Below are 14,387 nucleotides of genomic sequence, written 5' to 3'. Positions count from 1 at the left end.
CCAATAATGTTAGGAATAAAAAACGCTAAAAAGAGATCCCAATAAATCATGCGGCACCCTCCGCGCGTTTTTTACGGGATGGGCGTAGGAGGGCCGCCAGCAGAATGGCCCCAATCACCCAGCCGGGATGTACGCCTAGCCAATAAATCACCGCGCCTGCGATGACCGCCATAGCGATGCTGATTAGCCAGCCAAGGGCGGCTTTGGATTTATCGAAGAAGTCCCAGGTGAGCTGAGCCATCATGACCATGACTACCGGAATGACCGCTTGTCCCATACCGCGAATCCAGCCAACGTCGCGGTAGCGGCTAAAAATGCCTAACATCACAATCATGGCCACGATCATCGGTAGGATAACGGCAATGACGGCCGCCGCGCAGCCGCTGATGCCCGCTACCCGGTAGCCAATATAGCCGGGCATTTTGGTGGCGATGGGGCCGGGTAGGGTATTGCCGATGGCGAGCACGTCGGCAAACTCTTCATCCGTTAGCCACTGGTGGCGTGTCACGACTTCCGCACGGACCAGCGGTATCATGGCAGGGCCGCCGCCAAAGCCGAAAATGCCGACGCGAAAAAATGCCCAAAAGAGTGCGGTTTGCTTCATGCGCTCATCGCCTGCAGGGAAGGCAGCACGGTCAACAGCATAAGATTTCCCTATTTATCGTTTGTAGGTTAAAAAATCGATTATTTTGTCTAAAATAGAATATAGGTGAGCCAGATAAGAGGCGTCAACACCTAGCGATGGAATCTCCGTAAACTGAAGCTTTGCCATGTGACGCAAAAGGACTCCGGAATGAACAAGCACATGCAGCTCCCCGCTGTTAGCGCATCCAGCCCCATTTATGACGTGCTGCGCCGAGATTTGGTAGGCGGTCGCTTCAAGGCGGGCGAAAAACTCGCGATTAATGCGCTCAAGGAGCAGTATCAAGTTGGCTTGAGCCCACTACGTGAGGCACTCAATAAGCTAGCGGCGTATGGCCTGCTGGTGCAGGAGAATCAGCGGGGGTTTCGAGTCCCTAAGCTTTCGCGGGAAGAGTTAGATGACATCGCCCGCCTTCGCACCGAACTTGAAGGTATGGCGCTTGAGCGAGCGATAGCCCATGGCGATGCGGTGTGGGAGGCAGACCTTTTGGCGGCAGCGCATCGTTTAAAGCGTGCCGATATTACGCTGGATAAAGGCGAAGAGTGGGAACGCCTGCATACGCATTTTCACCGTACCCTGGTGGCACCCTGTGGTTCAGTATGGCTCTTGCGCTTTATTGAACAATTGCACGACCAGTTCGACCGCTACCGCCGTTTAGGGCCGAAAATGCCGACTATCCGACAGGAACTGGATGAACAGCACCATGAGCTGGTAGAACTAGCGCTTCAGCGCGACGCGACAGCCGCAAGAGCGCTAATGGACGACCATATTCACAAATCTTATGAAGTGGCCTTGGCGCGTTATCAACAGCATGCCTAGCGTATTTCCGAGGGCTTATCTGTACACTGGCGTCCAATACGTGGCAGATGCCACGCCATTTAAAGAGCCGTAAGGTGCAGGTGGAACGGGTATGACGCAAGCAGCAGATCAGCAGGTAGTGGACCAAACGCTGGCATGGGTGAGCCATTTTATTGTTGGACACAACATTTGCCCCTTTGCTAAACGTGAGCTGGAGAGCAATACGATTCGTGTTGAAGTCGTGCGCTCGAAAAAAGTGGATGTGGCCCTTGAGGAGTTAGTGGCGGAGCTGGAGTGGCTCAACGAGCACCCTGAAGCAGAAACTACCCTGCTGGTGTTTCCGACACTTTTTAAAAGCTTCGACCACTACTTGGATTATGTAGAGCTTGCCGAGCAACTGCTCGTTGAGTTGGGCTACGAAGGTATTTACCAGCTAGCGACGTTTCACCCTGACTACTGTTTTGCCGATGCAGAGCCAGACGACGCAGCGAATTACTCAAACCGCTCGCCCTATGCCATGGTGCATTTGCTGCGCGAAGCCAACGTTGAGAAGGCCATCGCTTTTTATGGCGATACCGCGGCTATCCCCGAGCGCAATATCGCCTATCTCACCGAGTTAGGTAGTGAAGCCGCTGAAGCACAGCTACAGCAGTGTCTTAACCCGACTCTCCATAAATAACCAAGCGGTGTTTGCCTTTGCCCTTAGCTGCGTATAGAGCAGTATCCGCCAGTTGAAAAACTTGCTGAATGTCATTGCTATGTTGGGGCCAAATAGAGGCTCCTAGGCTACAGCCTACATGGGCGTTTTGAGCATCCGGTAGATTCACTGGGGTAGCGATGCGAGTGAGTAAGCGCTGGCTAACTTCATGAGTTAATGCAGCGCTGGTGGATGAAGGGCTCTTTAACACCATCACAAACTCATCGCCCCCTAGTCGCGCCACCACATCTCCACTGCGTAGCGTTGCTTTTATCCGCTGCGAAATTTCGATAAGCAGTAAATCCCCTGCATGATGCCCTAACTCATCATTTACACGTTTGAAACCATCCAGATCAAAGAGCAGCACAATAATACTTTGCTGCTGACGTTCTGTTTCTGGCAGGGTGTGTTGAAGATATTGATTTAAGAAAGCCCGGTTGGGCAGGCCTGTTAATGGGTCGGTATTGGCCAAGTCCTCTAGGCGGCTAATGGTTTGGCGCTGGTCAATTAGACGCTCCACCATATCGCGCATAGAGGTAGAGAGCCGTTTAAGTTCGGGAGAACCGTTTTCCTGGGTAAACTCAAGGCGGCTTTTGACGGTTTGGATGTTATCGGCGGCTCTGGCAAGGCGGGACAGGGGTTCGACTAAGCGAGAGGCAACAATCCATCCGATAATGGAAAATAGCAACGCCACCAGCAGACCAGTACCTAAAATGAGCTCGTAAAGCCTATCAACAGGGGCAAAGGCGGTGGCCACGGGCTGCCTGCTCACGGCCACCCAGCCCAGTCCTGGAAAGTCTCCAAACCCTTGGCTACGAGCGACGCCTGTGACGTAGCGCTGCCCATCCGGCCAAGTTTCGACAGACCATTCAGGGGTGGTGCTGTTCGAAGAAGAGTGAATAAACGCCAGAGGTTGCCCTATCATCTCGTCAGGACCCAAAATCACAGTGCCTTCCGATGAGAGCAAGAGTAGGTCCGTTTGTTGGTCGCGCAGTTGTGGTGAAAACATAGAGTCTTTCACTTGAGTCGCCCACTCCCAGCTTAGATGAACCCCCAGAACGCCAGTAAACTCACCGCGCTGGTTGTGGAGAGGCGCGGCAATATCTACAAATTGGATAGGTTCCCCCGTGGGGTTAGGCAGTAGCTGCGCCAGCATCACGGCATTGTGCACATCCCCCACCCACAGTGCATGCTGGCCCTCCATAAACACAGGCCGCTGGGCAATCGAACTGCCTTCCAGAATGCCACCAGTTGAAGCGATAACGGTACCAACGGCATCTGTCACGCCGATCCATGAGAGTACGTCATAGTTACGCTGCAGGTGTTCTAATTGCTCACGTATCCAAAATCGACCGGAAGAGTCAGAAAACTCTTTAATGCCTAGAAGTAGCCGCACTTCTTTAATCCGCGCATCCATACTGCGGTTGAGTTTATCCACCATTTGGTAGGCGGTATCAGCACTGTCGTGACCAATATTGGCTTCAAGCTGAATGGCAGCCTCTCGGGAGGCTACCCAGCTAAGCAGTAAGGTAAGAGCGACTACCAACGAGGTCGTAAGGCCAATAATTCTTGCGCGTAGGGAGATGCGCCGTAGGAGCGAGCAGTGGTTAGGCATTGAGGGGGCCAAGCGAGTTGTCGTTATGATTGGTTACCTTATCTTAATTTTTGTTATCGAACTAATAGGGAGGGTCAACGTTGCAGATTTGACTGTGCGGGCCAAAAACGGCTGATGGCCCGCGCTAGTCTGTTAGGTTTTATTTAAAACTCTTCCCACTCTGGTTCAGCGGTTGGGCGCTGGCGCTGTGTGGCGCTCACGTTTTGCGATGGGGCACGTAAACGTTGGGCAGGCGCAGTGGCCGAGGGTTGAGCAAGCGTTGCTTGACGGCTGGATGCGTTTAGCCGGAACGCCGCGACCAGTTCTGCCAAGCGTGAAGCTTCATCTTGTAGGGAAGCCGACGCCGTACTGGTCTCCTCCACTAAGGAGACATTCTCCTGAGTGGCAGAATCCATTTCAGCAATCGCGGTGCTGATTTGGCTAATGCCTGACTCTTGCTCCTTCGCTGCAAGTGCTAGTTCCTGCATCATATCGTTCACGCGAATAATGGCTTGGTTAATGTCGTCCATGCTTTCGCCATTTTTCAGCGCTTGATCGGCCCCTTGAGCAATGCGGCTCGCGATGTCCTCAATCATGGTGCGGATTTCTTTAGAGGAGTTCGAGGTTTTAGTGGCCAGTGAGCGTACTTCACTCGCGACCACCGCAAAACCACGGCCATGCTCCCCCGCCCGTGCTGCTTCCACCGAAGCGTTCAAGGCAAGAATATTGGTTTGGAAAGCGATGGAATCAATCACTTGAATGATTTCATTCACCTTCTGCGAGCTGGTTTCTAGTTCACGCATCAGCACGCTAGTTTGTTCAGACTCTTGCTTACCGTGAGCGGCTTTTTTGGAAGCATCTTGAGTCAAGCGCTCTGCCTGGGAGGCGGTATCCGCATTTTGGCGAACGATGGATGAGATTTCATCCATGCTGGCAGCGGTTTGTTGAAGCGCAGCTGCCTGCTGCTCAGTACGTGATGCAAGATCCTGGCTGCCGCCGGCAATTTGCCGTGAGCTAGCGGCCACGGTAATGCTGCTTTGGGAGAGCGTACCTACCATTGCTTGTAGTTTGTTCTGCATATCGTGCATTGCACTGTAAAGGCGCCCAATTTCGTTGTTTCCACGAGACTCTATTTTGCTAGTCAAGTCTCCCTTGGCAATGTTCTCACATAGCTGAACGGCGCGCTGTAGTGGGAGAACAATAATGCGGTTGATGCCAATACGTACGCCAATAAACAGTGCCAGAGCGAGGAAAATCAGTACACCACTAATAAACATTGTAATGGTATGCAAACGTTCTGCTGCGGTAATTTCCTCCGTCGCTAGGGTTTGCGCACGTTGGTTGAAATTACGCACCGCGTCAGTGAAGGGGCCAAAGTTGTCATTAATTCGATCACGATGACTCATTAATATGGCTAAATTTTCTGTTGCTAAGTCGCTGCGCAGATCATTGGTCACCAACAGTTCAAAGTTCGTCTGAAGCGTTTGAATGATGGGAGCTCGTAAAGCTGTGCTAGGTACCTCGACGGCTGTGAACTGTGCAAAGCGAGATTCAGCACGCTCTAGGGCCGTCCGGGCGAGATCTAATGATTTTTGAGCGGCGACAGTATTACCATCTTCGCTATATTCGTTAAAGCGTCCTAGCCGTACTCTTAGTTCCATTAAATTAACTTCAGCTCTGTTAATGGCGGAGACTTGCTGTGCCGCAATTTCATCAACTCTACGTAAACTTTCCATAACATCGAGTTTTGTCATAATACCTGTCGCTGCAATGGCCAGTAGTGCAGCTAGCATCAGGCCTTGTACCACTGCCAATGTATGTTTGACAGATAGGTTTCTCATGTTGATTGCTCTCATAGGCAAGGAAAGTAAGGAGTTTGACAGGCAAGGAGGAGAGCCTTGCCTGTATATTATCGACATAAAGGGAGATAAGTTGAGAGATACGAAGCCATTTTTTGCAGCGTTGAATGTTCAGCAGGCCAGAGGCCTGTCGATGAAAAGAATAACGCTGTTTAGTGTTCGGTTAACGATTTATGCATGACGTGCGTATCAACGTAACCAAGTGAGGCGTGCTGATAGGCATGGGGAACGGTGCCGACGATGCTAAACCCCAGACGTTGCCATAAGGCCACGGCGACTTGGTTGCTGGCCACTACGGCGTTGAACTGCATGGCTATAAAACCATGTTGGCGCGCAGCTTGCTGTGAGTGTTCGCACATGGCTCGCGCAACCCCTTTACCTCGCGCGTGCGGCGTTACCATATAGCCGCAGTTACACACGTGGCTACCAGGGCCAGCGGCATTCGCTTTTAAGTAGTAACTACCTAGCAACTGCCCCTGTTCGTCTTTCACTGCAATACTGAGCAGTGGTGTTTTGCACCACAGTGAAAAAGCGTCGTCATAAGTGATGTTAGGATCTATCGCGTAGGTTTCTTCGGCAGCTACAATGGCCTGGAACGTGGGCCAAAATAGGGCGAACTCATCCGCAGTCATTGGTGAAAATTGAAGGGTTTGCATGGGTCTTTTCTCGTTCATTAAGGCATAAGCTACGTTAGCATATTCTGATGCGGCTCAGCGCAGTTGCATCGTTCCCCACCGAGTGGGCCATAAATTACAACGAGAGGGCTTGGCAATGACCATCGAGAGCGCACTGACCTACTTTTTAGCTATCTTTGTGTTTGCCGTGACGCCTGGCCCAGGAATTTTTGCGTTACTAGCTAAGGGGATGTCGGCGGGTACGCGTCCGTGTATCCCGCTGGCGCTGGGTATGACGGTGAGCGATGTGATCTATTTATTGCTGGCGTTCTATGGCCTAGCAGCGCTGGCCGAAAACTGGGGGGAAGCTTTTACGCTGCTTCGCTATGCGGGGGCCGCATACCTGTTTTACCTGGGCTGGAAGATGTGGACCGCGGACGTGACGCCTCACGCACTAGATACTATTCCGCTTAGTAGCGGCGCTTGGCGGCGGGATATCTTTAAGAGCTTTCTACAAGGCTTTCTGATTTCGGCCTCTAATCCGAAGGTCATTCTGTTCTATATTGCGTTTTTACCCACCTTTATCGATCTCACCGTGCTAAACCGGAGCGATATGTTTCTGGTGGTGGGCTTAACGCTGGTTGGGTTGATGATGGGCTTAATGCTGGTAGCATCGTTTGCTTCCTCTGCGCGGCGCTTTTTTCAATCGGCGCGCGCTCAGAAAGGCACCAACCGTACCGCAGGCTCGCTGATGGTAGCGGCAGGTGCTTTTCTCGTTGCGAAAGGGTGAGTAGAGCGGCTTAACGTGCGGCTTGGGCAACAATCTCATAGCTACGCAGCCGATCAGCGTGGCTATAAAAGTCGCTATTAATCATAAGTTCGTTAGCGCCGGTACGTGCTTGAAACTCTTCTAATTGCGCTTTTACTGTTTCCGGGCCGCCAATAATAGCCGCCCCCAAAAACTGCTCTACTTGAGCGCGTTCCATGGGGGACCAGTCTAACGTGTCGACGGGGGGCAGTGACTGGGTCGGTTTACCACGAATCAAGTTTAAGAATTTTTGCTGAGCAGTGGTGGCCAAGTAGTGCGCCATCTCGTCACTTTCCGCCGCCATGACAGGCAGGCCCACCATCGCATAAGGTGCCTCTAAATGCTCAGATGGCCGGAAATTATCCCGGTATAGGCGCAATGCTTCAAAGAGATAGCCCGGCGCAAACTGCGCAGCAAAGGCGAAGGGTAGGCCGAGCTTTGCCGCGAGCTGTGCGCTGTAACCGCTGGAGCCCAGTAGCCAGATGGGGACATGGGTGCCTTGGCCTGGAACGGCTTTAACGGTTTGGCGAGGGTCCGCATCGTCTAAATAACGGCGCAGCTCTTCAAGTAGCTCTGGAAAATCATCAACTCCTGCATGGGCGTGGCGGCGCATAGCCCGCATGGTGGCACCATCTGAGCCAGGCGCGCGGCCCAGGCCAAGGTCAATTCGCCCTGGGTAGAGGGTTTCCAGCGTGCCAAACTGCTCGGCAATCACTAACGGTGGGTGGTTAGGCAGCATAATACCCCCGCTACCCACGCGAATGGTAGATGTTTGCCCCGCCACATGGCCAATCAGTACGGCGGTGGCCGCACTGGCAATCCCTGCAATGTTGTGGTGTTCGGCTAACCAGTAGCGCTGATAGCCCAAAGACTCCGTATGCTGGGCTAGAGAGACGCTATCACGAAACGTTTCAGCAGCGCTGCCGCCTTGGCGGATGGGCGCTAGGTCAAGAACAGAGAGTACGGTTGAGGCAAGTTGGCTCATAAGTCACCTAATAAACATGCATGGTCGGCGGGCCAAGTTGTTAGCACGCTTCATAATACTATGTTTATGCGGGCAGCAACGAGCAAAAACAAGGCGTCAAGCGAGCAGAGTTACTCTCGGGGCGGTGTGGGTCGCACTAGGATTTCATTAACGTCAACATGGGGTGGTTGCGACAGAGCATAGATCACCGCATTGGCGATATCGCGGTCTGCTAGCGCGTACTCGGGTGGTTCATCAAAGAAGGGAGTATCGACCATGCCAGGCTCAATCAGCGTCACCCGCATGCCGGTGCCGCGTAACTCCTCGCGCAGATTATAACCAATACCCGTTACTGCCCACTTAGTGGCGCTATACATGGAGCCTGGGATGGTGGTGCGGCCTGCGGCAGAGCCGGTTAAAAGAATATGACCCTGGCGGCGTTTTAGCTCTGGCAAGCAGGCTTGCAGCGTAAGGCCAACGCCGTAGACATTGGTGAGAATCATCTCCCGCCAAGCAACATGATCGGCGCTGCTAAACCCACCCGGTGAGCCACCGCGACCTGCATTGGCGAATACTGCATCAATGTGGCCAAAGGTTTCAATCGCCTGTTCCACCATAGCTTGCTGCTGGCTTAAGTCGGTGACATCAACTTCGCAGGTGAGTACGTTCTCTGGACCAAGCTCTTGAGCAAGCGATGTCAGCTTATCGGCTGAACGAGCGGCAAGTACCAACTGGTAGCCTTCACGAGCCGCTGCACGAGCGGTGGCCGCACCAATGCCGCTGGAAGCGCCGGTAATTAACAGTACGCGGTCATGCATCGCTTGCTCTCCTTGCTCATTAAACTGGGTGAGCTTTCAGCATGGCTAAAACCTAATCAGGTTGCAAATCGGGCTCAGCGCTGCTGTTTTTACTCTTTACGTTGCAGCATGGCAGAGAGGTCAAGAATCGACTGTGCCATATCCGCCATGCTTTTGCTTTGGTCCATTGAGGTTTTTCGCAGAAAGCGGTAGGCCTCCTCTTCACTCATGGACTGGTGCGCCATGATTAATCCTTTTGCCCGCTCGATTAGCTTGCGTTCACGGAGAGCCTTGCGGGTATTCTCCAGCTCGTCGCTTAGCCCCTGTAAGCGGCTGGATTGAGCATGAGTGAGCTCCAGTAGTGAGCGGCTAAGCGGAGAGTTGAGGGCGTTGGCGGTTAGGTCTCCAAGCGGCTGAGTAGAGTGAAGGGCTAGTAACTGTTCACAGGGCGCAGGCAGCGGTCTGTCAGGCTTCGCCTTCGTCTGTTCTAGCTCTGCTTGGGCCTGGACAATTTTATGATGGCAAAGGGCCGTTAATTGGGTATTCAGGGTGTCTTCAACCGTTTTAATCGTATCAATACGCAGGGTGGTGAGCTCGTACCAGGTTTCACCTAACGTATTGCCCGTATTGCCTGATGCCGTTTGGTGGTGAGAACGCTGGCAAGCAATATCTCGCAACTGACAAATGCCCGCCAGTGTTCTAGGAGAGAGGGATTGTTGCCAAGTCCCCAGAGCCTCTGGGGTGGCAAATTCTACAAAGGTGTCAAAGCAGCGCTGTTGAGCGTCAACCAACTGGTTCAGCAGCGTACGGTGGGCATTGTCGAAATGACCGAGAGTAAAACCAAAGGCGCCGCAGGCGCGCTCTTGCCCCGCCAGCTCTTTACCCTGCATAAGATGAAAAATAGCGACCAGGGCACGGGTAATGTCTGGGTCGACCGCTGTGTCGGCCGCTTCAAAAACAATCGCTAAGAGACTGCTAATGAGATGGTTAAACGCTTGAGTTGCTGCATCTGGCGATATGTTGAAGGTCTCAATTGCATGCCGTAATACATCTAGTTCATCCAGTGACAGCCAGACGGCAGCAATGCGGCGTAATAAGCGCGCTGTCGCCTGTGGCCGTGACTCCTGGCTAAGCGCTTCGAGACGCTGACGCATCGAGGCTTCCGCCGCTTGACTATGCTGCAGGTAAGTGGCTCGTCGAGTTTTAAAACGCTTGCCTTTTGAGGCTAAGTAAATCGTCGAGGCTCCTCGCTCGCGTTGAAGCACATGAATAAACTGGCTGATATCGCTGACGATATCTGCTGTGGTTGCTAAGTGGTGAAGGTTATCAATGTCGCAGCGCAGGGCGGTTAAGAGTAGCTGTTGGGCAGAAGACATGTTGATTTCCTTATTACTCGCCGCCTAAAGGTAAAAAGCCCCCACAGCGATGCGCATGCAGGGGCGGTGTTAATTAATATTAACGCAATGACAGCGCGCCTGCTCCTGTGTCTTTGCCTAGCGCATCACGATAGGCGCTGGCTTCTTCTGCTTCGGTGGCATCACTAAAGCGAACGACCAGTACGCAGGAGGCAAGTACCAATACGGTTAAGCCGAGGTAAAAGAGGCCTTGCTGGTAGCTGAGGCTTTCGCTACGGAATAGAAACGCTGCCGATACAGCGCCCACGTTACCGCCTGCACCGACAATACCGGCCACTGCGCCCAAGGCTTTTTTATTGATAAAGGGCACCACACCAAAGGTGGCGCCTTCCGCCATCTGCACGAACAGGCTAAATACCAGCATGATGCCAATCGCCAAGCTGAGTACATGCATTTGCGAGAAGGCGACGAGAGCGATGCCTTCGCATACTAGTGCGATAAAGAGCCAGCGGACGCGTCCTTTTAGCCCACCCTGTTTAGCGAATAGGTCGGAAAAAACGCCGCCAAGGGTACGAGCAAAAATGTTCATTAAGCCGAACAGGCCTGCGATTAAGCCGGCGGTTGCCAGGGTAAGATCGAATTTATCGAAGAAGTAGATTGCCGCGATATTGTTGATGGTCAGCTCGACCCCAAAACAGAGTCCGTACACCACAAACAGCGCCCAAACGCGGATATCCTTTGCCGCCGCTAAAAAGCTCTGGGCTGCGCCATGCTCTCCGGTGGCTGGCGGTAGTTCACCGCGGGCGCGCAGCTCGCTGAAGTTGCCGTCTGGGGCATCTTGAGTGAACAGCCAGTAAGCGATACCGGTAAAAAATAGCACTACGCCAGGCACGACCATGGCCAGACGCCAGCCGAGCGCTTCATTAACGCCTAGCATCAGCATGCCCGCAAAAATCAACGGCATAACAATTTGTGTGGTGCCGCCGCCTAGGTTGCCCCAACCTGCGCTCGTGGCATTAGCTGTGCCAACCACATTGGGCGCAAACATCATGGTGGTGTGGTACTGGGTAATCACAAACGAAGCGCCGATAGCGCCAATCGCTAGGCGGGCCAGCAAAAACGTTTCAAAACTGTTAGCCAGACCAATGCCCATAACCGGAATGGAGCCGAGCATCAGTAGGCCTGTGTAGGTTTTACGTGGTCCAATACGATCACACAGCACGCCAATCAACAGGCGCACCACCACGGTGATCGCCACCGAGGCAATAATGGTATTGCCGATTTGGGTTTGGGTGAGCGATAGATCCTCGCGAACCACCGCCATCAGCGGCGCAATGCCGAACCAGCCGAAAAAGCAGATATGAAATGCGAACCAGGAGAGGTGAAACGCGCGCATTTGCGGTGTTGAGAAGTTCAACAGTCGAATGCGGTTGGCTTTATTGCGAATGTCCATGGATGGCCTCACAGAGCATAGAACGAGTTTGCCGAGACACAACGCATCAGGCGTTGCGTGGTTACGAGAACATGCCTTCGCCGTTGAAGGTCAGGTTCGACGCACTCGTACCCTTGCGGGCCTGGTCCACGCCTACTACTACTGCATAGCAATAAGCAAATACTCCGCCATCTGTCTTTTTAAATATTTAAATCAGTTGCTTAATGTTTTTTCAAAGCAGTGCTAAGGGAAATAAAATCACTAGATTCATCAAGTGAGCGCACTCCTCATGAGCAGAGTGCGCCAAGTTGGGGCAGTGCTGGATGGCTGAAGGGAGTTATTCGTGCAGATATACTGCATCAATATCCAGGGTTGAGCGTTGGCCGATGGCATCAAAGTTAGCCGTGATCCAGTTGTCGGCGGCTTCTCTCCCTTGGTCAAACAGGTGGCATAAAAATGGCCATTCAGAGTTGAGTTTGCTTGAAACCGATAAGCTATCGAGTGCCTGATCGCCACTAATGCGGTGAAAAAGCGACTGCTGGTAGCAGTTTTCAATACCCTGCTCTTCAAGGGTACGTTTCAACAGCGCGATCATGCGCACTTCTTTAATCAGCGCGGCATTAAAGGTGATTTCGTTAAGGCGGTTCATAATGGCCGAAGCGGAGGTGGGTAGTTCATCACGGCGAATCGGGTTGATCTGTACCAACAGAATATCCCTTGCGCTGCACTCTTCCATTAAGGGGAAGAGGGCTGGGTTGCCCATGTAGCCGCCGTCCCAATATGCTTCGCCGTCGATTTCCACAGCCTGGAACATAAAGGGCAGACAAGCCGATGCCATGACCGCATCGACGCTCATCTCTTCTCGACGAAACACACGCTGTTTGCCGGTGCGCACGTTAGTAGCTGCCACAAAGAGCTTTAGCTGGTCGCACTGGCGTACCCGCTCAAAGTCGATGTGGGCCGCCACAATATCGCGCAATGGATTCAAATTGAGCGGGTTGAGTTGGTAGGGCGACACCAGGCGAGTCATCAAGTCCATGGCGATATAGCCGGGGGAGTGCTCCAAACTCCAATTGCCGGTTAATACATCCATCGGCGAGCGGCGGATAGGACTTGCCATGCCCGCGCGGCTTACCGCCTTCCAAAAATCCCTGAGAGATTGCCGGGCGGCCTGTTTACCACCACGGGTAAGGGCATCTGCCATGACTACGCCATTCATAGCGCCTGCGCTGGTGCCACTAATGCCCTCAATCTCAATACGGTCATCTTCCAGAAGTCGATCAATAACTCCCCAGGTATAAGCACCATGGGCTCCACCGCCTTGTAGCGCGAGATCTAGCTTCTTTGCAGCTGCCATCGTCATCCTTACCGTCTGCGTTATGAGTGCCATGCTCAGCATGGCATAAATAACGCATTACGGAAGGAGTGTTATATGGGGAGCAATTTAAGGCGCATCAGCAAGCGGTGAAGGATGACTTGCTGACATCGGTATCTCATAAACAGCCTGCTCCATAAGCTGATCAAGTTGCTTAGCAAGTGCTACGCTTGCTTCCTCCATCAGTGCTAGGGAGGCCAGTTGACCCGTATGATCCCCTTGTCGTGCATAGCGCAAAGCGTCCAAGCCGCTTTCATGGAAGCGGCGGTGAGGAGCCGCCAGCGAGCGATACGCCTCGGTATGTTTATAGCGCTGCCCCTCGCCCGTAAAGTACCAGCGGCCTAGCGTACAGTGCTGATGATCCACCATGTGATCCTCGAAATAGGCGGAAAGTAGCTGGTGGTAGATCTGACTTTTCCAAACGGCGTGCTCTAGCTTGGCAGCGTGCAAACAGGCCGTCGTGGTGCTGTGGTGAATCACTTTATACATATGACGTGCTTGATCCATGAGTTGCTCTATCACCTGCTCTGCCGCTTGGGCTGCATTGGCCAGCGCCGTAGATGTTTCCCGCTGATGGGCCTGCACGCGAGCATCTTCTTTTAGCAATATGGCAACCTGCTCAATCCAGTGATCCAATTGGTGGCCTAGATGCTGCGTATGGTCGGCAAGGTGCTGGATATCGCTGACGATAGCAGGTAAGCCAGAGGGCTCCTGGTGTATATGAGCCTCCTCTAGCGCCGTGGTCATGGCAAGTGCACGGGTATGCCCGGCGTTACGGGATAGCTCTACACCGATTTTGCGTAGCTCGTGCAGCGCCTGTTCGCTAGCGAGTGGGGCTGCATAGTGAACATCTGCCTGTTGGAAGCGTTGACACTGGTGTTTGATCGTCTGAGCCGTTTGTTCAGCATGATGAAGCCGCGCAAATAAGTCCGACAAAGTGGCTCGTTCACTCGCTAACTGCTCGGCATGGTGTTCGGCCCCCGTGCTTAATGAAGTCAGCATATCTGCTCCTTTGGACTGGAGCATGCTGATCGATTCAACCGGTGTCATCAGGCTAATAGCACGGCAACCATGAACGCTTTTTTCAGTCGCAAGCTGAGTACGCAGCTCGGTAACTTCATGCTCTAAACGGCGGATCGTTTGAAAGGGGTGCATAAAGGCAAACATGACCAATACCTGCAGTAGTGGAGCGTTGTGTGATCTTTTGTCACAGAGTATTGCAGAGGGTTTCCATGTCTGCCTGGAAAGAGTATCGATTCACGATCAAAATCAACCTCTTGCATATAAAAAGAGGGAGTATTTTCATGCTTCACGACTGCTTTTCTTAATTGTTAATGAGTGTGGGTAGTATCTTATACCTGAATCCGTGAAGCCGGCGCCGACACTTTCCCTATCACCGCCAGCGAGCACTTTTTGATCATTCGCCCCGTGCAAGTTGGCTTTCGCAAGCC

Annotated in this window: 13 protein-coding genes; 3 read left to right on the top strand and 10 right to left on the bottom strand. The window is 52.8% G+C overall.

Annotated features, from left to right (window positions below):
- Positions 1–46: 46 nt before the first annotated feature.
- On the bottom strand, positions 47–604 hold the full coding sequence (locus tag BIS10_RS12325) for a chromate transporter (RefSeq protein WP_044628976.1): 558 nt from the start codon (positions 602–604) through the stop codon (positions 47–49).
- A gap of 189 nt (positions 605–793) precedes the next feature.
- Between BIS10_RS12325 and BIS10_RS12320 the strand changes: the two genes are divergently transcribed.
- Together BIS10_RS12320 and BIS10_RS12315 are read left to right on the top strand one after the other, a co-directional pair.
- Positions 794–1,462: a GntR family transcriptional regulator gene (locus BIS10_RS12320; protein WP_058575931.1), complete on the top strand. Its 669-nt coding sequence runs from the start codon at positions 794–796 to the stop codon at positions 1,460–1,462.
- 91 nt (positions 1,463–1,553) lie between these two features.
- The gene (locus BIS10_RS12315) at positions 1,554–2,120 is read left to right on the top strand and encodes a DUF1415 domain-containing protein (protein ID WP_253505646.1); all 567 of its coding nucleotides are present in this window, start codon (positions 1,554–1,556) and stop codon (positions 2,118–2,120) included.
- Here the strand turns inward: BIS10_RS12315 and BIS10_RS12310 are convergent.
- From BIS10_RS12310 to BIS10_RS12300, 3 genes are all read right to left on the bottom strand, one after another.
- A complete protein-coding gene (locus tag BIS10_RS12310) occupies positions 2,098–3,753 on the bottom strand; it encodes a diguanylate cyclase domain-containing protein (RefSeq protein ID WP_253505644.1) in 1,656 nt (551 codons plus the stop codon). The genes BIS10_RS12315 and BIS10_RS12310 overlap by 23 nt on opposite strands.
- A gap of 143 nt (positions 3,754–3,896) precedes the next feature.
- Entirely contained in the window at positions 3,897–5,573 is a 1,677-nt protein-coding gene (locus tag BIS10_RS12305; RefSeq protein ID WP_253505641.1) for a methyl-accepting chemotaxis protein, read from the bottom strand.
- A gap of 170 nt (positions 5,574–5,743) precedes the next feature.
- The gene (locus BIS10_RS12300; protein ID WP_253505639.1) at positions 5,744–6,247 is read right to left on the bottom strand and encodes a GNAT family N-acetyltransferase; all 504 of its coding nucleotides are present in this window, start codon (positions 6,245–6,247) and stop codon (positions 5,744–5,746) included.
- A 115-nt stretch (positions 6,248–6,362) separates the two neighbouring features.
- Between BIS10_RS12300 and BIS10_RS12295 the strand changes: the two genes are divergently transcribed.
- Positions 6,363–6,995 (top strand): LysE family translocator, encoded by a 633-nt coding sequence (locus BIS10_RS12295; protein ID WP_172416726.1) that lies wholly within the window; start codon positions 6,363–6,365, stop codon positions 6,993–6,995.
- Positions 6,996–7,005: 10 nt separating this feature from the next.
- Here the strand turns inward: BIS10_RS12295 and BIS10_RS12290 are convergent, their stop codons facing one another.
- The 6 genes from BIS10_RS12290 to BIS10_RS12265 form a co-directional block, all read right to left on the bottom strand.
- A complete protein-coding gene (locus BIS10_RS12290; protein ID WP_062374754.1) occupies positions 7,006–7,998 on the bottom strand; it encodes an LLM class flavin-dependent oxidoreductase in 993 nt (330 codons plus the stop codon).
- A gap of 110 nt (positions 7,999–8,108) precedes the next feature.
- The gene (locus BIS10_RS12285) at positions 8,109–8,795 is read right to left on the bottom strand and encodes an SDR family oxidoreductase (RefSeq protein ID WP_062361441.1); all 687 of its coding nucleotides are present in this window, start codon (positions 8,793–8,795) and stop codon (positions 8,109–8,111) included.
- Positions 8,796–8,884: 89 nt separating this feature from the next.
- A complete protein-coding gene (locus tag BIS10_RS12280; protein WP_253505637.1) occupies positions 8,885–10,150 on the bottom strand; it encodes a nitrate regulatory protein in 1,266 nt (421 codons plus the stop codon).
- A gap of 79 nt (positions 10,151–10,229) precedes the next feature.
- Positions 10,230–11,582 carry a NarK family nitrate/nitrite MFS transporter gene (locus BIS10_RS12275; protein ID WP_253505635.1) on the bottom strand — a complete coding sequence of 451 codons (1,353 nt, stop codon included), beginning with the start codon at positions 11,580–11,582 and terminating at the stop codon, positions 10,230–10,232.
- Positions 11,583–11,898: 316 nt separating this feature from the next.
- Positions 11,899–12,918 (bottom strand): patatin-like phospholipase family protein, encoded by a 1,020-nt coding sequence (locus BIS10_RS12270; protein WP_044628984.1) that lies wholly within the window; start codon positions 12,916–12,918, stop codon positions 11,899–11,901.
- An 87-nt stretch (positions 12,919–13,005) separates the two neighbouring features.
- Positions 13,006–14,103, bottom strand: a complete 1,098-nt coding sequence (locus tag BIS10_RS12265; protein WP_253505632.1) for a CZB domain-containing protein — start codon at positions 14,101–14,103, stop codon at positions 13,006–13,008.
- Positions 14,104–14,387 lie beyond the last annotated feature (284 nt).

It is taken from the genome of Halomonas sp. 707B3, assembly GCF_024158645.1.
GTDB classification, from domain to species: domain Bacteria; phylum Pseudomonadota; class Gammaproteobacteria; order Pseudomonadales; family Halomonadaceae; genus Vreelandella; species Vreelandella lionensis.
Note: the sequence above shows the minus strand (reverse complement) of the source record. Positions and strands in the feature narration are given on the sequence as shown.

Bases quoted from the DNA above. Each gene is read 5' to 3' on its own strand.
- BIS10_RS12295 (WP_172416726.1), top strand. From the start codon at position 6,363: ATGACCATCGAGAGCGCACTGACCTACTTTTTAGCTATCTTTGTGTTT.
- BIS10_RS12270 (WP_044628984.1), bottom strand. From the start codon at position 12,918: ATGGCAGCTGCAAAGAAGCTAGATCTCGCGCTACAAGGCGGTGGAGCC.
- BIS10_RS12305 (WP_253505641.1), bottom strand. From the start codon at position 5,573: ATGAGAAACCTATCTGTCAAACATACATTGGCAGTGGTACAAGGCCTG.
- BIS10_RS12265 (WP_253505632.1), bottom strand. From the start codon at position 14,103: ATGTTTGCCTTTATGCACCCCTTTCAAACGATCCGCCGTTTAGAGCAT.
- BIS10_RS12280 (WP_253505637.1), bottom strand. From the start codon at position 10,150: ATGTCTTCTGCCCAACAGCTACTCTTAACCGCCCTGCGCTGCGACATT.
- BIS10_RS12320 (WP_058575931.1), top strand. From the start codon at position 794: ATGAACAAGCACATGCAGCTCCCCGCTGTTAGCGCATCCAGCCCCATT.
- BIS10_RS12325 (WP_044628976.1), bottom strand. From the start codon at position 604: ATGAAGCAAACCGCACTCTTTTGGGCATTTTTTCGCGTCGGCATTTTC.
- BIS10_RS12310 (WP_253505644.1), bottom strand. From the start codon at position 3,753: ATGCCTAACCACTGCTCGCTCCTACGGCGCATCTCCCTACGCGCAAGA.
- BIS10_RS12290 (WP_062374754.1), bottom strand. From the start codon at position 7,998: ATGAGCCAACTTGCCTCAACCGTACTCTCTGTTCTTGACCTAGCGCCC.
- BIS10_RS12285 (WP_062361441.1), bottom strand. From the start codon at position 8,795: ATGCATGACCGCGTACTGTTAATTACCGGCGCTTCCAGCGGCATTGGT.
- BIS10_RS12275 (WP_253505635.1), bottom strand. From the start codon at position 11,582: ATGGACATTCGCAATAAAGCCAACCGCATTCGACTGTTGAACTTCTCA.
- BIS10_RS12300 (WP_253505639.1), bottom strand. From the start codon at position 6,247: ATGCAAACCCTTCAATTTTCACCAATGACTGCGGATGAGTTCGCCCTA.
- BIS10_RS12315 (WP_253505646.1), top strand. From the start codon at position 1,554: ATGACGCAAGCAGCAGATCAGCAGGTAGTGGACCAAACGCTGGCATGG.